At 65.0% G+C, this 21081-nt stretch carries 16 protein-coding genes; 9 read left to right on the top strand and 7 right to left on the bottom strand.

Features of this window, described 5'->3' with window-relative positions; translation table 11 throughout:
- Positions 1–78: 78 nt before the first annotated feature.
- From RSPPHO_RS03235 to RSPPHO_RS03225, 3 genes are all read right to left on the bottom strand, one after another.
- The gene (locus RSPPHO_RS03235; RefSeq protein ID WP_051013609.1) at positions 79–1941 is read right to left on the bottom strand and encodes an NADH-dependent [FeFe] hydrogenase, group A6; all 1863 of its coding nucleotides are present in this window, start codon (positions 1939–1941) and stop codon (positions 79–81) included.
- 47 nt (positions 1942–1988) lie between these two features.
- Positions 1989–3689: an NAD(P)H-dependent oxidoreductase subunit E gene (locus RSPPHO_RS18665; protein ID WP_041793924.1), complete on the bottom strand. Its 1701-nt coding sequence runs from the start codon at positions 3687–3689 to the stop codon at positions 1989–1991.
- Between the two features lie 371 nt (positions 3690–4060).
- A complete protein-coding gene (locus RSPPHO_RS03225) occupies positions 4061–5761 on the bottom strand; it encodes a methyl-accepting chemotaxis protein (RefSeq protein WP_014413846.1) in 1701 nt (566 codons plus the stop codon).
- Positions 5762–5883: 122 nt separating this feature from the next.
- On the opposite strand from RSPPHO_RS03225, the gene RSPPHO_RS03220 reads away from it, so the two are divergent.
- Positions 5884–7761: a mechanosensitive ion channel family protein gene (locus RSPPHO_RS03220; RefSeq protein WP_162138082.1), complete on the top strand. Its 1878-nt coding sequence runs from the start codon at positions 5884–5886 to the stop codon at positions 7759–7761.
- 41 nt (positions 7762–7802) lie between these two features.
- Here RSPPHO_RS03220 and RSPPHO_RS03215 read toward each other — a convergent pair whose 3' ends face one another.
- The 3 genes from RSPPHO_RS03215 to RSPPHO_RS03205 all read right to left on the bottom strand — a co-directional run bounded on the left by RSPPHO_RS03215 (position 7803) and on the right by RSPPHO_RS03205 (position 11847).
- Positions 7803–8420 carry a class I SAM-dependent methyltransferase gene (locus tag RSPPHO_RS03215; RefSeq protein WP_051013607.1) on the bottom strand — a complete coding sequence of 206 codons (618 nt, stop codon included), beginning with the start codon at positions 8418–8420 and terminating at the stop codon, positions 7803–7805.
- An 89-nt stretch (positions 8421–8509) separates the two neighbouring features.
- Positions 8510–9727: an MFS transporter gene (locus RSPPHO_RS03210; RefSeq protein WP_051013606.1), complete on the bottom strand. Its 1218-nt coding sequence runs from the start codon at positions 9725–9727 to the stop codon at positions 8510–8512.
- The gene (locus tag RSPPHO_RS03205) at positions 9727–11847 is read right to left on the bottom strand and encodes a TonB-dependent receptor (protein ID WP_014413842.1); all 2121 of its coding nucleotides are present in this window, start codon (positions 11845–11847) and stop codon (positions 9727–9729) included. Before RSPPHO_RS03205 ends, RSPPHO_RS03210 begins: the two co-directional genes overlap by 1 nt.
- Before the next feature lie 228 nt (positions 11848–12075).
- On the opposite strand from RSPPHO_RS03205, the gene RSPPHO_RS03200 reads away from it, so the two are divergent.
- The 8 genes from RSPPHO_RS03200 (at position 12076) to RSPPHO_RS03165 (ending at position 19985) form a co-directional block, all read left to right on the top strand.
- Positions 12076–12354, top strand: coding sequence for a hypothetical protein (locus tag RSPPHO_RS03200; RefSeq protein ID WP_041793922.1), 279 nt, complete (start codon positions 12076–12078; stop codon positions 12352–12354).
- Between the two features lie 111 nt (positions 12355–12465).
- Positions 12466–13833 (top strand): phenylacetate--CoA ligase family protein, encoded by a 1368-nt coding sequence (locus tag RSPPHO_RS03195; protein ID WP_014413841.1) that lies wholly within the window; start codon positions 12466–12468, stop codon positions 13831–13833.
- Between the two features lie 36 nt (positions 13834–13869).
- Positions 13870–14652, top strand: coding sequence for a MetQ/NlpA family ABC transporter substrate-binding protein (locus RSPPHO_RS03190; protein ID WP_014413839.1), 783 nt, complete (start codon positions 13870–13872; stop codon positions 14650–14652).
- Between the two features lie 304 nt (positions 14653–14956).
- Positions 14957–15295, top strand: coding sequence for a P-II family nitrogen regulator (locus RSPPHO_RS03185; RefSeq protein ID WP_014413838.1), 339 nt, complete (start codon positions 14957–14959; stop codon positions 15293–15295).
- 214 nt (positions 15296–15509) lie between these two features.
- Positions 15510–16808: an ammonium transporter gene (locus RSPPHO_RS03180; protein ID WP_014413837.1), complete on the top strand. Its 1299-nt coding sequence runs from the start codon at positions 15510–15512 to the stop codon at positions 16806–16808.
- Positions 16809–17141: 333 nt separating this feature from the next.
- Positions 17142–19160 (top strand): ribonucleoside triphosphate reductase, encoded by a 2019-nt coding sequence (locus RSPPHO_RS03175; protein ID WP_014413836.1) that lies wholly within the window; start codon positions 17142–17144, stop codon positions 19158–19160.
- Between the two features lie 41 nt (positions 19161–19201).
- Complete coding sequence (nrdD, locus tag RSPPHO_RS03170) at positions 19202–19390, top strand: anaerobic ribonucleoside-triphosphate reductase (RefSeq protein ID WP_041796452.1); 189 nt, start codon at positions 19202–19204, stop codon at positions 19388–19390.
- The gene (locus tag RSPPHO_RS03165; protein WP_041793920.1) at positions 19383–19985 is read left to right on the top strand and encodes an anaerobic ribonucleoside-triphosphate reductase activating protein; all 603 of its coding nucleotides are present in this window, start codon (positions 19383–19385) and stop codon (positions 19983–19985) included. The genes nrdD and RSPPHO_RS03165 overlap by 8 nt, the downstream gene beginning before the upstream one ends.
- A 30-nt stretch (positions 19986–20015) precedes the next feature.
- On the opposite strand, the gene RSPPHO_RS17480 is transcribed toward RSPPHO_RS03165, so the two are convergent.
- On the bottom strand, positions 20016–20972 hold the full coding sequence (locus RSPPHO_RS17480) for a response regulator transcription factor (RefSeq protein ID WP_157879066.1): 957 nt from the start codon (positions 20970–20972) through the stop codon (positions 20016–20018).
- Positions 20973–21081: the final 109 nt, after the last annotated feature.

Here is a 21081-nt window from a genome sequence, read left to right as displayed (position 1 = left end):
AACGCCCCTTTGTAACCATCAAAAAGAAGGTGGGGTCTGGGGAGGCCCTCGCCTCCCCAGCCTTTTTTCTTCCCTCACTCAGGAAATAAACTTCCCGCGCGGCGTATAGCTGGTGTGCAACAAGTCATGCGACTTGTGCCCACAGGGGCCATCCTCCAGGAACTCGTTGTAAATCTTGAGAACCTGCGGGTTTTCGTGGGACTTGCGCACCACGTAGCTGGCATCCTCGCCATAAATGGCCTGGGCCCGCTTGGCGCGGATCTCCGGGCTGGTGGGAATGGGCTGGCCGCCGCCGCCCAGGCAGCCGCCCGAGCACGCCATCAACTCGATAAAGTGACACGTGCTGAACGGCCCGCCGGCCTTGATGTCGTCGAGCACCTTGCGGGCGTTGCCGGTACCGTGAGCGACGCCAACCCGCAAAGTCGCCCCCTTGAGCCACTCGAAGTCCGAGAAGTGGCGTTGCAGCAGATCGGGGACCGGCCCGACCTCGGGGATGGGGATCTCAACGAGCCGCACGCCCTCGAAGCCGCGCACCGGCACGATGTCGGCATGGTCGTAGAAGTCCTCGACCTTTTTGCCGGTCACGATCTCGATGACCGTGCGCAAGGCCGCTTCCATGACGCCCCCGGTGGCGGCAAAGATCACCCCGGAGCCGCTGGGCGTCTCGAAGGGATCATCGAAGTCGCTCTTGGGAAGCTGGGGCAGATTGAGGCCGGCCTCGCGGATCATCTTGGTCAGCTCCCGCGTGGTCACGGCATAATCCACGTCGCGAAAGCCGCTATCGTTCATTTCCGGCCGGCTGCACTCGAACTTCTTGGCCACGCAGGGCATGAGGGCGACGGACACGATATCGCGCGGGTCAATGCCCTTGAGTTTGGCGTAGTAGGTCTTGATCACTGCGCCGAACATCTGCTGCGGGCTTTTGGCCGAGGACAATAGCGGCAACTGGTCGGGATAAAAGTGCTCGATGTACTTGATCCAGCCCGGCGAGCAACTGGTCAACTGGGGCAGGGCCGGGGCCGGATCCTTGCCGGTCAGAGCCTGATGCAAGCGCAGCAACAACTCGGTGCCTTCTTCCAAAATGGTCAGGTCGGCCGAGAAGTTGGTGTCGAACACCGCATCGAAGCCCAGGCGCTTGATTGCCGTGTTCATCTGGAAGGTCATCGGCGTGCCCGGCTCCAGGCCGAAGCCCTCGCCAATGGCGGCGCGCGGCGCCGGGGCGGTCTGGATCACCACGTGCTTGGTCGGATCGTCGAGCACGCTCCACAGGTCGTCGGTCTGGTCCACCTCGGTCAGGGCGCCGGTCGGGCAGCGGTTGAGGCACTGGCCGCAGTTGATGCAGGCCACAGCGCCCAGCGGCTTGTCGCCGAAGGTCGTGACCTTGGACTTGGCGCCCCGGTCTTGAATGGCGAGGCAGGCCACGTCCTGGTTTTCCAGGCAGGTGCGCACACAGCGCCGGCACAGCACGCACTTGTTCATGTCGCGCACGATGGAGGGGCTGGAGCGGTCAATGGCGTGTTTGGGGGCGCTGGGCGTGCCAAACCGGAAGGAATCGACCCCGTATTCGTGGGCCAACGCCTGCAATTCGCAATTATTGTTGCGCTTGCAGGTGTTGCAGTCGCCATAATGATTGGCCAGCAGCAGGTCGATGACATGGCGCCGGGCCTTGCGGATCGCCGGGCTGCTGGTGGTGATCTCGATTGGTCGCTCGATCGGGAAGGTGCAGGCGGGTTGCAAGGTGCGCTGTCCCTTGACCTCGACCATGCACACCCGGCACACGCCGGCGGCGCGCAGGTCGGGATGAGCGCACAGGCTGGGAATGCGCAGGCCAAGGCGGCGCGCCGCCGCCAAAATGGTGGTACCGGCCGGCACCTCGACCTCGAGGCCATCAATGGTCACGGGGACAAGCGCGGTTTCAACGCTGACAGCAGGGGTGGACATGGCAGAAGGGTTCCCTGGACTCGTGCAACACGGGGGCTCGGACGCGCTCAATGGACGGCCTCGATCGGGCGGGACATGATCTCGTCGCGGAAGTGCTCGGCGATCGCCAGCAAGGCCTTGGGGCTCGACTGGCCCAGGCCGCACTTCGAGGCCAACTGAATGGTTCGGCCCAAATCGATCAGCTCGTTCAACTGCCGCGAGGAGCAGCGCCCCTTCAACAGAACCCGAACGCCCTCCAGCAGCTTGATGTTGCCTTCGCGGCACGGCGTGCACTGGCCGCACGATTCCTCGATGAAGAACTCCAGGTAATTCTCGACCACCTCCAGAAGGTCGCGGTGCTGGCCGTAGACGATCACCGAGCCGCCTAGGCCCAGGTCCTCGTAGGCGAGGCGCCGCCCGTACTCGGAGGGCGGCACCAAGGCTCCCGAGTAGCCGCCGACCTGCACCGCCTTGGCGCCCTCGCCGCCCACCAGGGTCAGCAGTTCTTGCACCGACAGGCCCCAAGGCAACTCGTACACGCCCGGGCGCGCGCAATCGCCGGACACGCTGAACAGCTTGAAGCCCTTGGAGCGCTCGGTGCCCAAGCTGGTGAACCACGAGGCGCCGCGATCAAGGATGGTGCTGATCGAGGCCAGGGTTTCGACGTTGTTGACCACCGTCGGCTGGCCGTTGAAGCCCGATTCCACCGGATACGGCGGGCGGTTGCGGGGCTCGCCGCGCAACCCCTCCAGCGAGTCGATCAGCGCCGTTTCCTCGCCGCAGATGTAGGCCCCCGCCCCCATCCGGATCCGAATATCGAAATTAAAGCCGGCCACCCCCAGGATATCGGTGCCCAGCAGCGACGCCTCGCGCCGGGCGCGTAGGATTTCATCGAGCCAGGGGCGGATATAGGTGTACTCGGCGCGCAGGTAGACAATGCCCTCGCGCGCCMCCACGGCGCGGGCGGCGATGGTCATGCCCTCGAACACCAGATCGGCGTAGTGGGTGAGGATGATGCGGTCCTTGAAGGTCCCGGGCTCGCCCTCGTCGGCATTGCAGATAATGTATTTGGTCTCGCCCTTGGCCTGGGCCGCCAGCTTCCACTTGAAGCCGGTGGGGAAGCCGGCGCCGCCGCGGCCGCGAATGTCGGAGGCCGTCACCTCGGCGATGATCTCCTCGGGCGTCAGGGCGATGGCCTTCTTGAGCCCGGCGTTCACCGGATGACTGGCATAGGTCAAGGTGTTGGTGAAGGTGTCGCCCACGCTGCCCACGTTGGGTCGGCGCGAGCGGAAGCCCTCGGCGCAGTCTTCCAAAATGCGATGGGCGCGCTGGGGAGTGAGGTTGGAATAGACCTCGTTGTTGACCATCATGGCCGGGGCCTGATGGTTCATGCCGATGCAGCTTGTCCACTCCAGGGTGAACATGCCGTCGGGTGTGGTTTCGCCAAACTTGATGCCAAGCTCGTTCTCGAGCTGGCGGGCGATAATCTTGGCGCCCTTCATGATCGACGACATGTCGCGGGCCAAACGGATGATGAACTTGCCCTTGGGCTTGGTATTGATGAAGTGATAAAAGGTTGCGACGCTATACACTTGGGTCGCGTGAAGACCCAAAACATCCCCCACGTACTGCATGGCAAATTCCGAAACAAAGCCATGCTCGGTCTGGACGGCCTGTAAAATAGGAATAAGGGCCGAATTATCTTTGCCGTATTTCTCTGCCAGCCCGGAAACCAGGGCTTTGACCTTCTCCTGCTCGGTCAACAGCATTGTCGTCTGTCTCCTCCACGCGCCCATGGGCGGTCGCGGCCTCGGTGCGAGGCCTGCCAAGATAGAGCAGAGACGGATCCCCCCTCGAAACGTCCCGCCGACCCTTCCGGCCAACGCCTGAAAAGTCGGGGACTGGAACGACGCGCTACCCAGAGGGGGGGTGGGAGCGGTCAGGAGCCAGCCTGCCCGTGGGTGCATGGGGTAGCGGGAATCGTTGCGTCCCGCAAGAGTGTTGCGCGATTTCGGTGCGGGAAGGCATAATTTTTCGCGGACCCCAAAAAATCGAGGGGTCTAGGGAGGCCGCGCCTCCCCGGCCTTAAAAAAAGAGAAGGCTGGGGAGGCGCGGCCTCCCCAGACCCCTCGTTTCCTGATCAGCTTCGGACTTGGCGCAAGAAGCCTTCGACTTCGCGGCTCAGGGCCTCGGATTGCCGGCTCAAGGTGTGGGTGGCCGCCAGAACGCGTCCGGCAGCCGCCTCGGAGGACTCAACGGCGCCGGACACCGTGGTGATGCGGGTGTTGACATCGCGGGTCTCGGCCAGGGCGCGCTCGACGCTTGCCGTGATCTCGCGCCGGGCTTGGTCCTGCTCGGCCGCCGCCTCCGAGACGGCGGCGGTGTTCTCGCTCACCGAGCGGATGCTCTCGGCAATGGCTTCGATCGCCCCGGCCGTATCCTGGGCCACGTCGCGGATGGCGGCGATCTGGCGCGCGATGTCGTCGGTGGCCCGCGCGGTCTGGTTGGCCAGATTTTTCACCTCGCCGGCCACCACGGCAAAGCCCTTGCCCGCCTCGCCGGCCCGCGCCGCCTCAATGGTGGCATTGAGGGCCAGGAGATTGGTCTGGCTGGCCACGCTGGAAATCAGGCTCACCACCTCGCCGATGCGCTCGGCCGAGCCCATCAGCTTGCTCACGGTCTCGCGCGAGTGGGCGGCTTTGGTCACGGCGTCGTCGCCGGCCGAGCGGGTGAGCGCCACCTGACGGGTGATGTCGGCAATGGCTCGCGACAGTCGGTCGGTGGCCTCGGCCACGCTTTCGACGTTGGTGGCCGCACGGCGGGAGGCCTCGCTGATGCCGGCGGTCTGCTGGGCCACGTCGTGGGACAAGGTTTCCATCTCCTGGCCCGCCGCCCCCATGGCGGTGGCTGCCGCCGACACCGACTGCACCACCTGACTGACCGTGCCCTCAAAGGAATCGGCCAGACCGTTCATCAGCCGCACCCGCTCGCGCTCGCTTTCCGCCTGACGACGGGCCTGGGCCTCCTCCAGGGCCACGCGTTCCTCGGCTCCCTTCTTGAACACCCGCAGGCTGCGGAAGATCGCCCCGACCTCGTTGGTTGCGGTGGCCGGCGGTATGTCCACGCTCAGATCGTTGTCGGCCAATCGCAGCATGATGGTCGTGGAGTGGCGCAGGGGCAAAATCCCCCGGATGGTCCACACCGCCACCGAGCCGCCCACCACCAAAGCCAGACCCGTGAGGGCTAGCATCAACGAGGCAAAACCGGTCGCGGTTTCCAGGGCGCTCTTGGTCTCCTGGGCGTTCTGCGCCTCCTGGTAATCGATGAACTGGTTGATCTGGGCCAGCCACGTGATGAAGGCCTCGCGGGCCGGGCCGGTGGCCAGGGTTTGGGCCGACGCGCGCGCCCCGCCTTGTGCCTGGGCGATCACCTGACGGATCAAGGGCACCGCGCGCTGCTCGGTGGCCTTGATGTCGGCCAGGATGCGGCGCTCCTCGGGATGGGTATCAGTGCGCTCATTCATGATCCGATCCAGCGGACCGGCCGACTCCTGGTAAAACCGCTCCAGGCGCTCGATGTTGGCGAGAATGGCCTTGAGCTGGCCCGGATCCTCAATCAAGGTCACGTCGCGCAGGTCGATCGCTCGATCATGCACGCTGCCTCGAAAATTGATGGCGTAGCGCTGCTTGACGGCGTTCACCTGGTTGATCCTCACCAGACTGTCGCTGATCGCGTTGACCTGTCCGATGCCGTACAAGGTGAGGCCGATCATCATGGCCAGGACAAGCACGATCCCGACGACAACGCGGGTCACCAGGCTGGTGTTGGAAATCCAGTTCACGTTTGCTTCCTTCCTTGAACCGCGCGGAGCGGCGCTGTCGCGCCCTCTGGTTAGCTCGCCATCGGGGGGGCTTCTTGCAAGCCTTTTTCTCCGTCGTGCTGTTTTCTGGAGAATCGTTACCCATGAGTTCCTCGACGCCGCGTTGCCTCCTCTCCCGGCTTGTCCTGGGGATTGTTATGGTTTTGGCTTTGGCGCCCGGATCGGCCCGGGCGGTGGATCCCCTGCCCACGGCCCCCGCCGCCCCCGCTGCCCCCGTGGTGCGCGATGCTCTGGGGCGGGAAACGCCTGAGGGCATGGTGCGCGGCCTGCTCAAGGCCATGGCCGAGGAGGATTACGGGCGGGCCGCCGCCTATCTCGATGTGCCGACTCGTCGGGCCGCCCGCAAGGGGTTAAGCGGCCCTGATCTTGCCTTGGCCTTACAGCGCATCCTCGACAAGGGGGGCTTTTTGGAGCCGGCCTCGCGCCTGAGCACGGCCCCCGAGGGCCGTCTCGATGACGGGCTGGACCCCAATCTGGAGCGCTTTGCCACCGTGCGCACCGCCGACGGTCCGGTGGATCTGTTGGCCCAGCGCCTTCCCGGCCCCGACGACACCCTGATCTGGCTGGTCTCCAGCACCACCGTCACCCAGCTTCCCGCCCTCACCGACCAAGTGGCCTCTGGTCTTCTCGAGCGGCTGCTACCCTCTGGCCTCGACGAGGGGCCGCGCTTTCGCGGGGTGCCCCTCACCCACTGGGGTGCCCTTCTGGGGCTTGCGGTGGTGGCCTATCTGGCGAGCAGCCTGCTCACCGCCTTGATCCGGCTGGGGGCGGCCGTGGCCTTGCGCCGCGAGGAACAGGGCTTGTATCGCCGCTTGATCGAGGCGGCGCTGGCGCCCTTTCGGGTGTGTCTCGCGGTCTGGGCCTTTGCCCTGGGCGGCCTGTACCTTGGGGTGTCGGTGGTGGCGCGCCAGACCCTGGGGGCCTTGGCCGAGATGGTGGGCTGGATCGGTCTGGCTTGGTTCTTGTGGCGTATCGTTGATGCCTTCAGCGCCGCTAGTTTGGATCGCATGTCGCGCCAGGGCAAAACCGGCGCCCTGGCCGCCGTGCGCTTTTTTCAGCGTACCGGCAAGGTGGTCATTCTGGCCGGTGCGGTCATCGTGGTGATGGACACCTCGGGCTTTGATGTCAGCGCCGGCTTGGCCGCGCTGGGCATCGGCGGTCTGGCCGTGGCGCTGGGGGCGCAAAAGACCATCGAAAATCTGGTGGGCAGCCTGATGCTGATCGCCGACCGACCGATCCGCGAAGGTGATTTCTGCAAAGTCGGGACCACCTTGGGGACTGTCGAAGACATTGGCTTGCGCTCGACACGGATTCGCACCTTGGCCCGCACCGTGGTCAGTATTCCTAATGGCGAGTTGGCGGCAGTGTCGATCGAGAACTATTCGCGCCGCGATATGTTCTGGTTTCACCCTATTCTCAGTCTGCGTCTCGATACCACGCCGGACCAGATCCGTTACTTGCTGGTCACGCTGCGCGAGTTGCTCTATGCCCACCCCAGGGTCGATCCGACCCCGGCCCGGGTTCGCTTTCGCGGGGTGAGTCGCGATTGTGTGGATCTCGAGATGTTCGCCTATGTCCGTGCCGAGGACTATGCGGACTTTCTCGAGGTCCAGGAGGATTTGACCCTTCAGGTGATGGATGTGGTGGCCGCCAGTGGCGCCGCCTTTGCCCTGCCCGGGCAAACCCTCCATCTGGGCCGCGACACCCCCACGGATCCCGGTTTGCGCGAGACGGCCGAGGCCCAGGTGCGGGCGTGGCGCGAGGCGGGCAGCCTGCCCCTGCCCCGTTTCCCGGACGAGCGCATTGCTGAGTTGAAGGGGTCGATCCCGTATCCGCCGCCTGGGTCGGTCCATCACCAACCCGTCGAACCGGCCGCCGATCCGCCGGTGGTCGAGGGGGAGACACCGGCGGTGGCGGTGGCGAGTGCGTGGATGTGGCGGCCGTGGCGTAAGGGGAGTTAGAGGGAAGGCTGGGGAGGCGGGGCCTCCCCAGACCCCTCCGTTTATTTGTGGGCGAGGAGGAGGAGGCTGTCGCCGGGTAAGGGGATGACGGTGTCCACGCTAAGGCCGGCGGTGCGGGCTAGGGCGGCCAGGGAGTCGGGGGTGTAGAAGCGCATGCGCGTCACCACCGGGCCAAAGGCCCAGGCCATCCAGCCCTGGCCACTGTCGGCCGCCGTCACCAGGGCGAGGCGGCCGCCAGGGCGCAGGGCCCGGGCCATCTCGGCCAGGGCGGCCTCGGGCTCGGGGAAAAAGAAAAAGGCGTTGAAGCAGAAGACCCGCTCAACGCTGGCATCGGCGACCGGCAGGTGGGCGGCGTCGGCCTGCTCGACCGTCAGGCGTTTGGTGGCGACGGCCAGGGCATTGGCGCGCACGGTTTCGGCCAGCATGTCGGAGCTATGATCAACCCCCAGCGCCGTGGCGCCTTGGGCCAGCACCCGCTTCAAGAACACGCCGGCCCCGCATCCGACCTCCAGCACCCGATCCCCCGGGCCCACCGGCACGGCAGCCAAGGCGCGGCGAAAGCCGACCTCGTGCCCCACGGGATGGCGGTACAACAACCGCCCGATGACCCCACCGGGACGGCGGGCCACGGTATCGACAAAAGATTCAACCAAGCTCATCCAAGACTCTCCCAACAAGAACAAGGGGGACGCAGGACCACCAGGACCGAGGGGTCTGGGGAGGCCCGCCTCCCCAGCCTTCCCTTCCTTCATCCGATTGCCGGAGGGGGCAGGCGGTGGCGCACCGCCACCATCACCCCACCGGCCCCCAACGCAGCACCCACCGCCAGGGCAAACCCGGCGCCATAGCCGGCCCGGGCGGTGAGCAAGGTGGCCAGCGGCAAAACCAGGGCCTCCCCCAGGCCGTGCAGACACTGCAACACGGTCATATCAGTGCCCGCTTGGATGCCCGCGTGAGCAAAGCGAAAGGCCAAGGTGAACACGGCAACGCTGGCTAGCCCGTTGCCCATGCCGCCCAGGGCCACGAGACCGGCCCCCAGCCCCGTCGGCACGGCCTCACCACTGAGGGCCAGCCCGGCCCAGGCGGCGCTGGAGGCGCAGACCAACGCCAAGCCCAGCAGCGTGACCCGCAGCGGCCCCCAGCGCCGGACCAACGGCGGGGCCACCCCGGCGCCAACGATGACGGCGACCGCGTTGCCCGTGGCCACCACCAGCCCGATGCTGGCCAGCGACCACCCGAGATCGACCAGCAGCAAGCGAGCCAAGGCCATCTCAATGGCTCGCCCCAGGGCAAACACCGCCAGCACTAAGCCCAGGGCGCCGGCGCCGGGGCGGCGAATATAGGCGCCCAGGCGGGCCGGCTCGGGCGGGCGGGCCAGAGGAGCGGCGGTTTCCCGCCAAGCCAGCACCGGCCCCAGGGTCAGGGCCACCACCCCGGCCAGCAGACCTAAGGTCGTGGGCAGGCCCCAGGGCTCGACCACGGCCAGGGCGCCCGCCCCGCCCAGCAGCATGCCGGCCATCATGCCCMCGACCTGCAAACCGTTGGCGGTGGCTTGCGCGTCCGCTCCCAGACGCTCGGCGGCCAAGCCATCGGTGGCGATGTCTTGGGTGGCGGCGGCCAGACAGCCAAGCGCCAGCAGCCCCAGCATCACGCCGCCGTGGGACGTCGGTACCCAGGCCAGCCCGAGCAGGCAGGCAATCAACAAGACCTGGGTGGGCAGCAGCCATGTGCGGCGCCGACCCACCCGGGCGAGGCCGTGGTTGTCCACCAAGGGCGCCCAAAAGACCTTGAGCATCCAGGGCAGGAGGGCCAGGGGCAGCAGGGACAGCAACTCCAAAGAGGCGCCCTGGGCCCGCAGCACGGTGGGCAGGGTTTCCAACACGAGGCCTAGGGAGAGCCCTTGGGCCACATAGAGCCCGCCAATCAGGCGCAGCAGGGAACGGGAGGAAGAGGGCTGGGTCATCATCAAAACGCCAGCGAGCCTTCCAGGCCGATCACCCGGCCCTCGCCGGCGATAGCCATGGCCTCGTTCATGTAACTGATGGCCTGCACCCGATAGCGCTCGTCGGTGGCGTTGCGCACAAAGGCGCTGAGGGTCCAGCGGTCGCCGCCCAGCCCGGCCCGCAGATCGAGCAGGCCGTAGCCCGGTTCCTTCAAGGTGTTGGTGATGTCATAGTAATAGGTCGAACGGTGGGTGTAGTCGGCGCGCGCCGTGACCTCCAGGCCCTCGGCCACCGGCTGGCGCACCTGGGCATTGACCCCCCAGGTAAAGCGCGGCGCGTTGGGCTGGCGCAGGCCGTCGCCCGAGCTTAGGCTGGCGGACGGCGAGGGGAAATCAACGAAGGTCGCCTCGGTCCAGCCGAACTGTCCGCCCAGCGTCAGGGCGCGGGTCAGGTGGGCTTCCACCTCCAGCTCGGCGCCGTAGCTACGCGAGTGCGGGACGTTGGCGATGTCGTTGTAGGTACCGTGCCAGGACGTGACCTGCTGGTTTTTCCAGTCGGTGTAAAACAAGGTCCCGGCCACATCCAGCCGGCCGTCGAACAGGCGGCCCTTGCTGCCCAGTTCGTAATTCCAGGCATGTTCTGGTTTAAAATCAAGTTTGGTCGTGGGGACAAACTGGCGGTTGAAGCCGCCACTCTTGTAGCCCCGGCTCACCGTGGCATAAAAGCGCAGGTCCTGGTCGGGTTTGAGGATCAGGCTAACCTTGGGCGAGGCGTCAAAGGCGTCAATCTCGTCGTCTAGGGTTTGGCTGGGGGCCATGCCGATCTGCGACACATGGGTGTAGTCGGTGCTCTTGTGATCGTGGGTCAGGCGGGCCCCGGCCGTGATGTCCAGCCACGGGGTCAGACCGTAGGTCACGTCGCCAAACGCCGCTTGGCTGTTGGTCGTGACCGTGGAGTTCGAGACCTCGCGCTCGCCGTTGCGGAACATCCCCCACAACGCCGAGCCGCCCCGACGATGGCCGTAGTAGTTGGTTTCGTCTTCTTTGTTGTGGAAGAAGAACAGGCCGCTGACCCAGCGCCAGCGCGCGTCATCGGGCGACATCAGGCGCAGTTCCTGGGAAAGCTGGCGCTGGCGGCGGTCGTAGCCTTGCTGCAAGGCATCGCTGGCGCTCCAGTCGCCGCCATCAAGCCGGCTGTCCGAGCCCCGCCACGCCGTGATGCTCTGCAAGGTCAGCGATCCCAGGCGCAACCGGGCGTTGGCCGAGACGCCAAAGTTCTGGACCTCGTACTCAAAGGGATTGACGTAGGCGACCTTCCGTTTGGGCGCATCGGCAAACGGGGCCAGGGCCCAGGGGTGGCCATCTTGATCGAGATAATCGGCGCTGATCACCGCGTCGAGCGTCTCGGTGGTGAGTCGGGTCTGGGCCCGGGCCCCGGTTTGGTCGGTGTCGCCGACGTCATCGTCCAGGCTGTTTTTGACGGTGGTTCCCTGCCCGCCCTGAACCGCGTTGATGCGGGCCGACACCGTGGCGTCGCGGCCCTTGAACAGGGCGCCGTTGGCCATGGCCTTGAGGTCATACAGGGCATGGGAGCCGATCGACCCCTCGACCTTGGCCTCGGTTTCCGGCTCGGGCGTGTTGGTGTGGAGGTTGATCGCCCCGCCCAAGGTGTTGCGGCCATACAAGGTGCCCTGGGGACCACGCAGCACCTCGACCCGGGCCACGTCGCCGAGCAAGGGGTTCATGGCCGTTTGCGCGCCCATGAACACATCGTCCACATACACGCCGATCGCCTGATCGCCGCCGGCCATTGCTCCGCCCTGGTTGCCCAGGCCGCGGATGGTGATGTTGGCAAAGCCGATGGATCCCGTGTCGCTGCGCAGCCAGACGTTGGCCGTGCGGTTGAGGGCATCGGACAGGGTCTTGAGGCCCTGTTCCTCGACATCGGCTTGCTCAAACACCTTCAGGCTGATCGGCACGTCCTGGGCCTTCTCGCTGCGGTGCTGGGCGGTCACTTCGAGGGGGGCGAGTTCCCACACCGGCTCTGGCGCGGGCGTCTCGTCGGCGTGGACCACCGCCGAGAGGGTTAAAGATGAAAATGCGACGCATGAGCACGTCGCAAGCAAGGGGCGTCTCAGGGGCATGCAAGGACCTCCTCGTGGGGCGTCGTGTCAGGAAAGAAGGCCCTATTGTTTCCGGGGGCGTCAGGCTCGGCAAGGGGCGGGGCTTTAGCGATCCGGCCAATAGGCTTGGCGGTTGCGCCCGCCGCCCGATCGCCTGTGGGCCCAGTTTTTGGTCTTGCGTCTCACCCGCACTTGCCGGAGCGCGTGGCCCGGTGTTTCCTGCCGGGGTCGCAGCAAGGGAGGCCCCGCATGGACTGTGTGCGCGCCGCAGGCTTGGAAATCATCATGAGCCACGAGCGATTGGTTCCGGGCCACACCTGGACCACCCTGATGCCCGAGGGCTATTGGTGCGGCTATGTGGGCCAGGGCATGGTCCGCTGCGCCTTGTCCGATCGGGGCGGCGAATGCTGCGCCCGCGCCGACAGCCTGATGGTCCTGCACTGCCCCCCAGCGGTTGAACAAACGCGCACCGCAGGGACGACAGGCGGCCTGAGCGCCAGACCCTGCCCCCCCTTTTCGGTATTTTGATTTTACAAAAACAAAAAATGGGGTCTGGGGCATCGCCCCCAGGCGGGGCTTCGGGGTGGCAACCCCCGAAGGGTCTCCCCACGCGCCCCCTGTCCTGGAAGGGTCTCTTCGATGAATGCCATCCTCCCGCCCCGTCCAGTCCGGGGACAAGCCTCCGACAGCCCCTACTGGGCCCCGGTCCTGGAAACCCAATCGCGCGAGGCCTGGGACGCCCAAACCCTGGCCCTGCTGCGGGCCCACCTGCGCCACGCCTACAGCAACAGCCCCTACTACCGCCGCCGCTTCGATGCCGCCGGCCTGAGGCCGGAAGACCTGCGCACCCTCGAGGATCTGCGCCACTTCCCCACCCTGGACAAGGCGGTCCTGCGCGAGCGCCAGGAAGCGGTGCCCCTGCTTGGCGATCTCGCGGCCGTGCCCGAGGAAGAGGTGGTGTATGTGTCGGCCTCGTCGGGCTCGACCGGGGTGCCCACGGTGTCGCCGTTCACGGCCCACGACTTCGAGGAATGGATCGACTTCGAGGCCCGGCTGTTCTGGGCTTCGGGCCTGCGGCCGGTGGACCGTTACGCCCACTCACTGAACTTCTCGCTGTTTGTCGGTGGCCCCTGCGTTCTGGGGGCCCAGAAGCTCGGCGCCTTGTCGATCCACGCCGGCACGGTGCCCTCGGAACGGCTGCTCACCATCTTGCGGCAGTTTCAGGCCACGGCGCTGTGGACCACGCCGTCCTATGCCTGGTACCTGGGCGAAACGGCGGAAAAGGAGGGCATTGATCCGCGCCGCGATCTGGCGGTCAAGCGGATTTTCGTGGCGGGCGAACCCGGCGGCTCGATCCCCGAGACGCGCCAGCGTATCGAGGATCTCTGGGGGGCGCGGGTTTACGACTACTACGGCCTCTCCGACGTGTTCGGGGCGTGCGCCGGCATGTGCGAGGAACGCCACGGCCTGCACTGGGCCGAAGACCACATTCACGTCGAGGTCCTGGATCCCGTGACCGGGGCCCCGGTGGCCGAAGGAGAGCGCGGCGAACTGGTGTTGACCACCTTGCGCAAGCGGGCGCGACCGCTGATCCGCTTTCGGGTGGGCGACATTGTGTCGTTTACCACCGAGCGCTGCGCCTGCGGCCGAACTTCGAAGCGCCTGCTGGGGGTGCATGGCCGGGTCGATGACATGCTGATCATTCGCGGCGTGAACATTTTCCCAAGCGATGTCGAAGCCCTGGTACGCAAGGACCCAGACTTTACCGGCGAGTACCGGCTGGTGGTGGAACGCAAGGATCACTTGGACGCCCTAACGGTGGAGGTCGAGCACCGGGCCAATTCCCAGGTCCCGCTGGAGACCCTGGCCGAGCGCCTGCGGGGTCACCTGAAGGCGGTAACGGGCGTGGGAGCCCGGGTGGTGGTCCTGCCGCCCGACACCTTGCCCCGGGCAACCCACAAGGCCAAACGCCTGGACGACCGGCGCGGCGCCGTCTGGACCGCCTGACCCTCCTCTCTCTCATCCCACAAAAAGGACTTCACCATGCGCGCGATGATAACCGGCGCCTTGATGGCGCTCGCCTTGGCGACAACGACGGCCGGCGCCACCGAACCCCTGAAAATCGGTGTCTCGGCAGGCCCTTACGCTGAGATCTTGGAGTACGTTGGCAAGCTCTACGAACAGAAGGAAGGCCGACCGGTCAAGGTGGTGGAATTTTCTGACTACACCTTGCCCAACGCGGCGTTGGCGCAAGGGGACATCGACGTCAACAACTTCCAGCACAAGCCCTACCTGGACAATCAGATTAAGACACGGGGCTACGAGCTTACGGCTGTTGAAAAAAGCATCGTAGTGCCCCTCGGGCTCTATTCCAAGCCGCTCAAGACCCTGAGCGATCTTCCCGAGGGCGCGGCCGTCGCGATTCCCAACGACCCCTCGAACGGGGCTCGCGCCTTGCTGCTGCTGCAACAAGCCGGACTGCTGAAGATCAACCCGGCGGTCGGCATCTCCGCGACACCGGGCGACATCGTGGAAAACCCGAAAAACCTCAAGATCCGCGAGATCGACGCAGCCCAGTTGCCGCGCTCGCTCGAGGATGTGCCGCTGGCCGCCGTAACCTTGAACTATGCGGTCGCGGCGGGCCTGAACCCCAAAGACTCCCTGTTCTTGGAGGGGGTGGACACGCCGTGGGGCCTGTGGTTCGTCACCCAGACGGCGCGCAAGGATGACCCGGCGATCCGGCAGTACATTGCCCTTTATCGCAGCCCCGAGACCAAGGCTTTTATCGAGAAGCGTTTTGGCGGGACCATCCTTCCCACGTGGTAAGGAAAGGATCGGAGGGGGCTGGGGAGGTAAGCCTCCCCAGCCTTCTTTTTTCCTCTCGCTCGCTTCCCGACCACCCCCCTTGGAAGACGGGACAAGATTCGGGCGATTGCTGTTATTTTAGGCAATTTTACATCTGAACCACGAGGCCATCGGGAGCAGAATCGGGGAAATCCCCCTCTCGCGCCGCGTGGCATGATCCTTGAATATCCCCTGACGGGAGCGTCGTCCGGCCAAGCCGCCGGACAGGACCGGAACCTTCCGCGGGGCATGGCTCCCGGAGGCCATCAAAGACTGGGGAGAGACCATGAAGTTCGTGATGGCGATCATCAAGCCCTTCAAGCTGGACGAAGTGCGCGAGGCCCTCGGCACCCTGGGCATCCAGGGGATGACGGTCACCGAGGTCAAAGGCTTCGGCCGGCAAAAGGGCCAGACGGAAGTGTACCGCGGCGCGGAATACGTCGTGAACTTCCTGCCCAAGGTCAAAATCGAACTGGCCGTGCCCGATGCGCTGGTGGCGCAGGTGGTGGAAGCCATTCAGGCCGCCGCCCAAACCGGCAAGATCGGCGACGGCAAGATTTTCGTTTTCGCCCTCAACGAATCGGTGCGCATCCGCACCGGAGAGCGCGGCGACGAAGCCCTTTGAAGGCACCGCCCGGGTCCCTCTCCCACCCTTTCCTCGTCGGCGCTGCCATCCAGCGCGCCTCCCCGGGAGAAAGGGTGACGCGAGGACATTTTCCAGAAGACCCGGAGGCCTGCCTGGGATATAGGCAACCTCGGGGCCCCCGCAAGGGACCCGCCTAAGAAAAARGCCGTGGAAGCGATCGACGGATCCGCCAGCTTTCGAGAGACACGTAAACATGATGAAAAAAATCGGCTACGCGACCGCCGCCTTGGCGGTTTCCTTAGCGCCAACGGCGGCCTTTGCCCAGACCCCAACCCCAACCATTGACACCGGCAACACCGCCTGGATGATCACCGCCACCGCCTTGGTGCTGCTGATGACCATCCCTGGCCTTGCGTTGTTTTATGGCGGCATGGTCCGCAAAAAGAACGTGCTGGCCACCATGATGCAGAGCTTTGCCATCTGCGCCCTGGCGTCCGTGGTGTGGATGGTCATCGGCTATTCACTGGCCTTTGGCACCGGCAACGCCCTGATCGGCGACCTCTCGCGGTTCATGTTGATGGGCCTTGATGTCACCAGCGTGCGCGACGCGACGACCATTCCTGAAAGCGTGTTCGTCACCTTTCAGATGACCTTCGCCATCATTACCCCGGCCCTCATCGCCGGCGCCTTCGCCGAGCGCATGAAGTTCTCGTCCATGCTGTGGTTCATGGGCGCTTGGGTGGTGCTGGTCTACGCCCCGGTCTGTCACTGGGTGTGGGGCGGCGGCTTCCTGGGCAGCGATGGCGTGCTCGACTACGCGGGCGGCACGGTGGTTCACATCAACGCCGGTGTCGCGGGCTTGGTCTGCGCCTTGGTGCTGGGCCGGCGCCAGGGCTTTGGCTCCGAGAACATGGCGCCCTATAACCTGTCCCTGGCCGTGATCGGCGCCTCCTTGCTGTGGGTGGGCTGGTTCGGCTTCAACGCCGGCTCCGCCGTGGCCGCCGATGGCCGCGCCGGCATGGCCATGCTGGTGACGCAGATCGCTACCGCCGCCGCCACCTTGGCCTGGATCGGCGCCGAGTGGGTCGTGCGCGGCAAGCCCAGCGTGCTGGGGGCGGTGTCCGGCGCCGTGGCCGGTCTGGTCGCTGTTACCCCGGCCTCGGGCTTTGTGCTGCCCTTTGGCGGCTTGGTGATTGGTCTGGTGGCCGGCGTGGTTTGCTTCTGGGCCGCCACGTGGCTCAAGAAGACCCTGGGTTACGACGACAGCCTGGACGCCTTCGGCGTGCATGGTGTCGGCGGTCTGGTGGGCGCCATCCTGACCGGTGTCTTTGCCGCCCAGAGCGTGGGCGGCGACGCCGCCGTGGGCCTGCTGGAAGGCAACCCGGGTCAGGTCATCACCCAGATCGTGGGCTGCGCCGCCACCGTGGTGTGGTCGGCGGTGGTCACCTACCTGATCTTGCGGGTTATCGACTTGGCGATTGGCCTACGCGTGACTCCGGAACAGGAGAGCGACGGCCTCGATATCGCGCTGCACGGCGAACGCTTGCAGTAAACACCTCCCCACCCTTGCCACGAAAGGGCGCTCCTCGGAGCGCCCTTTTTTTGCGCGGACGCCATGGGCGAGGGGCCTGGAAAGAGCGCGCTTCCCCCAGTTTTTTTTTCTGCGAAATCAAATCGCCCCGGCCGGCTCGCGGCGACGAGGTCACGGAGGGCTTGACTTGGAGGGGGTGGAAGGCCTACCGTATCTAGCGTTACAGCACCCTACAATACACACAATATAGTACATTTCCCTGTTTCTCGCCAGCCCTGGCTGGGCGCGGGGTCGGGGACTTTTTGTGAGGCAGGGTAAGCTGGAGCGCCGCATCGGCAGAATCAGGGACGCATCATGGCCGAGTACACCGACCTCCCTCCACGCGCCGTCATCAAGCGCAGTGGGGTTCTCGCTTTCTTTGACGGCGGGAAGATCCGCTCAGCCATCGAGCGAGCAGGCAAGGCGACGGGGGAACTTGATGCCCTGGAAGCCGACCGTCTCGCCACCGAGGTTTTGCGCGCTCTTGCCGACCAGTTCAAGGACGGTGCGCCCCACATCGAGCAGATTCAAGATGTGGTGGAAAAGGTCCTGGTCACCGCCAATCACTTCGCCACGGCCCGGGCCTATATTGTTTACCGGGAGTTGCGCTCCCGCCTGCGGGCCGATCGGAAGACGGTGGTCGATGTCGAATCCTCGATCAACGAATACCTGGAACAGGCGGACTGGCGGGTCAATGCCAACGCCAACCAGGGCTATTCGCTGGGCGGGTTGATTCTCAACGTCTCGGGCAAGGTTGTCGCGAACTACTGGCTGTCGCACGTCTACCCGCCCGAGGTGGGACGGGCGCACCGCGAGGCCGACATCCACATCCACGACCTGGACATGCTGGCCGGCTACTGCGCGGGCTGGTCCTTGCGCACCTTGCTCGCCGAGGGCCTGAATGGGGTTCCGGGCAAGGTGGAGGCCGCGCCGCCGCGCCATCTGTCGAGCGCGGTCGGGCAGATCGTGAACTTTCTGGGGACTTTGCAAAACGAATGGGCCGGGGCCCAGGCCTTCAGTTCTTTCGACACCTACCTGGCGCCGTTTGTGCGGCTCGACCAGCTTTCCTATACGGAGGTGAAGCAGTTCATCCAGGAGCTTGTTTACAACCTTAACGTTCCTTCGCGGTGGGGCACCCAAACCCCTTTCACCAACCTGACCTTTGACTGGACCTGCCCCGAGGACCTGCGCGACCAAGTGCCCGTGATCGGCGGCGAGGAAGTGGATTTCACCTACGGTGATCTCCAAGCCGAAATGGACATGATCAACCGGGCTTACATCGAGGTCATGACCCGGGGCGATGCCAAGGGACGGGTTTTTACCTTCCCCATCCCCACCTACAACATCACACCCGATTTTCCCTGGGACGATGAGAACACGGATCTTCTGTTTGAAATGACGGCCAAGTACGGCCTGCCTTATTTCCAGAACTTCGTGAACTCCGAGCTGAAGCCCCACATGGTGCGCTCGATGTGCTGTCGCCTGCAACTCGACCTGACCGAGTTGCTCAAGCGTGGCAACGGCTTGTTTGGCAGCGCCGAGCAGACGGGCTCGGTCGGCGTGGTGACGGTCAACTGCGCCCGCCTGGGCTACCTGCACCAAGGGGACGAGGCCGGCTTGTTTGCGCGGCTCGACGAGCTGTTGGAGATTGCGCGCACCAGCTTGGAGATCAAGCGCAAGGTCATTCAGCGCCATATGGACAATGGGTTGTTCCCCTACACCCGGCGGTATCTGGGAACGCTGCGCAATCATTTTTCGACGCTCGGTGTGAACGGCGTCAACGAGATGATCAGGAATTTCTCGGAAGATCGTGAGGACATTACCACCCCTTGGGGCGAGGCGTTTGCGCTGCGCTTCTTGGATCATGTCCGCGCCCGCATTGTCCGCTTCCAGGAGGAAACCGGCAGCATGTACAACCTGGAGGCAACTCCAGCGGAAGGTACCACCTACCGCTTCGCCAAGGAGGACCAAAAGCGGTTTCCCAAGATCCTCCAGGCGGGCACGTCCGATCAACCCTATTACACCAACTCCAGCCAGCTTCCGGTTGGCTTCACCGATGATCCCTTCGAGGCCCTGGAGCGTCAAGAAGCCCTCCAGGCCAAATATACGGGCGGTACGGTCTTGCACCTGTACATGGGCGAGCGCCTGTCCTCGGCCGACGCCTGTAAAAAGCTGGTTCGCCGTGCTTTGGAAACCTACCGCCTACCCTATTTGACCATTACTCCTACGTTCTCCATTTGCCCCAAGCACGGCTATATCCCGGGCGAACATGCGTTCTGCCCCAAGTGTGACGCCGAATTGCTCGCCCGCAAGCGGCGCGATAGTGCCTCGTGATGGTGCGGCAAGAAGCCGCCTTGAATTGGAAAGAAATCACCATGAACCACATGCCGACCGCTGACGCTCTGGAAAGCCTGATCGTTCTCAAGGACGAAGAGCGCCAGCCCTGCGAAATCTGGACCCGCGTCATGGGCTACCATCGCCCGGTCTCATCCTTTAATCATGGCAAGAAAGGTGAATTCCTGGAGCGCGTTTGCTTCAACGAAACGCGGGTGCGGCTTGACTGAGCTGCGCGTAGGCGGGCTGGCCCGGCTTTCGACATGCGATTGGCCGGGTCAGCTTGTGGCGACCGTGTTTTGCCAGGGGTGCGGCTGGCGCTGCGCCTACTGCCATAACCCCCACCTTCTCCCGGCCCAGAGCGACACCCTTGTGCCCTGGGCCGAGGTCCAGGCCTTTCTGGCACGCCGGCGGGGCGTTCTCGACGGCGTGGTGTTTTCCGGGGGCGAACCGCTGGGGCAAACCGGCCTGCCCGATGCCGTGGCCGAGGTTAGGGACGCTGGGTTTTTGATTGGCCTGCACACGGCGGGCCCCCTCCCCCAGCGTCTCGCCGAGGTGCTGCCCGGGTTGTCCTGGGTGGGGTTCGACGTCAAGGTGCCCTTTGACCGCTACGATACCTTGACCGGCGTACCGGGAAGCGGCGAAGCGGCACGCGAGAGCCTGCGGATGGTGCGTGACAGCGGGGTGGCCTTTGAAACCCGCACGACCGTTGATCCGGCGTGTGTAGATGCCGAGTCCTTGGCGGCGATTGATGCCGACTTGGCGGCGCTTGGCTTACCTCCCTCGCGGCGCCAAGCATATCGCCCGCCGCCCGGCCCCCGATGAATAGAAGGCTGGGGAGGCGGGCCCCAGCCCTCAGTCCTGAGCAACGAAAGCGCGCTCGACGGCGGCGACCAGTTGTTCGGCTAACTCCACGTCGGTGACACTGGGATTGGCATCGTCCAGTCGATCGGTGACATCGCGCAGAGCGATACACAAATCGGCGTGCCCGGCGAAGGGGGTCCCCTCGATGCGTTCGGCGATCTCGTGGGCCAGGGTTCCGACCTGCCGACTGAGGGTTCGGACCCGTTCGTCCTGGGTTCCCAAATGCAGGCGCGGCAAAATGGCGCCGGCGATGGCAACGATCCGCTCGGCGTGGCGTTCGATCTTGCGGAGATTGAGCTCGCCGCGCAGGGCGTCAATCTGACGGGTAACAACTTCGGCATTATATTGCCCCAGAGCTTTCAACCTCAAGGTATTCGGCGGCTCGATCAACAGTCGGGGCGGCGTGTCGGCACGGCGCGAAGCATGGCGCCGGTCGGGACCGATATAGTCGCTCGTCACCACGAAAGGGCGGCGACGGTCAATGAGGGACAAGGTGCGCGCCACCACGGCCCGGGGCGCTACCGGCAATGAAATCAGGTCGTCTACCCCAGAATCAATCAGAACACGAACCTTGTCGGCGACAGGCAGCCCGGACAAAGTGGCGACAACCAAAAAGGGACTCGCCCCCACCGCCCCTTGCCGCAAGCCGTGGATCAGCGACGCGACCTCGGTCTCTCCCATCACTTCATCGCAGATGATGAGGTCGGGCTGGCGGGCAATAATCTGATGGCGCAGGTCCTCAAGACGGATCGCCTCGAAGACATTGCCGATTCCCCTCTCCCCCAAGGCCATGCGCAAAATCATGCGTCGCTGGAGATCGACAACTCCGAGCAGACAAACCACATGCCTTAAATCATGGCTCGGGCCGCCGCCGGGAAATGCACTCAAGCCGGCAAAGGGATCAAACGAAAAGGACGGCACCACACCGTCTCTCGAGTCTGCGGCCATGCGAGGGTATCCTCTGAAAGAAGGTATGAGGATTGTAAGGAGCGGAGTAGGATCCGGCAAAAGGGGATTTAAGATCATCGACCGTCCGCGACCATCCCGTTGGAGCCTG

The sequence above is a fragment of the Pararhodospirillum photometricum DSM 122 genome, from assembly GCF_000284415.1.
Taxonomy (GTDB): Bacteria; Pseudomonadota; Alphaproteobacteria; order Rhodospirillales; family Rhodospirillaceae; genus Pararhodospirillum; species Pararhodospirillum photometricum.
Note: the sequence above shows the minus strand (reverse complement) of the source record. Positions and strands in the feature narration are given on the sequence as shown.

Coding starts and splice junctions, on each gene's coding strand:
- RSPPHO_RS03235 (WP_051013609.1), bottom strand. CDS start 1,941: ATGTCCACCCCTGCTGTCAGCGTTGAAACCGCGCTTGTCCCCGTGACC.
- RSPPHO_RS03220 (WP_162138082.1), top strand. CDS start 5,884: ATGAGTTCCTCGACGCCGCGTTGCCTCCTCTCCCGGCTTGTCCTGGGG.
- RSPPHO_RS03215 (WP_051013607.1), bottom strand. CDS start 8,420: ATGAGCTTGGTTGAATCTTTTGTCGATACCGTGGCCCGCCGTCCCGGT.
- RSPPHO_RS03205 (WP_014413842.1), bottom strand. CDS start 11,847: ATGCCCCTGAGACGCCCCTTGCTTGCGACGTGCTCATGCGTCGCATTT.
- RSPPHO_RS03200 (WP_041793922.1), top strand. CDS start 12,076: ATGGACTGTGTGCGCGCCGCAGGCTTGGAAATCATCATGAGCCACGAG.
- RSPPHO_RS03195 (WP_014413841.1), top strand. CDS start 12,466: ATGAATGCCATCCTCCCGCCCCGTCCAGTCCGGGGACAAGCCTCCGAC.
- RSPPHO_RS03190 (WP_014413839.1), top strand. CDS start 13,870: ATGCGCGCGATGATAACCGGCGCCTTGATGGCGCTCGCCTTGGCGACA.
- RSPPHO_RS03185 (WP_014413838.1), top strand. CDS start 14,957: ATGAAGTTCGTGATGGCGATCATCAAGCCCTTCAAGCTGGACGAAGTG.
- RSPPHO_RS03180 (WP_014413837.1), top strand. CDS start 15,510: ATGATGAAAAAAATCGGCTACGCGACCGCCGCCTTGGCGGTTTCCTTA.
- RSPPHO_RS03175 (WP_014413836.1), top strand. CDS start 17,142: ATGGCCGAGTACACCGACCTCCCTCCACGCGCCGTCATCAAGCGCAGT.
- nrdD (WP_041796452.1), top strand. CDS start 19,202: ATGAACCACATGCCGACCGCTGACGCTCTGGAAAGCCTGATCGTTCTC.
- RSPPHO_RS17480 (WP_157879066.1), bottom strand. CDS start 20,972: ATGGCCGCAGACTCGAGAGACGGTGTGGTGCCGTCCTTTTCGTTTGAT.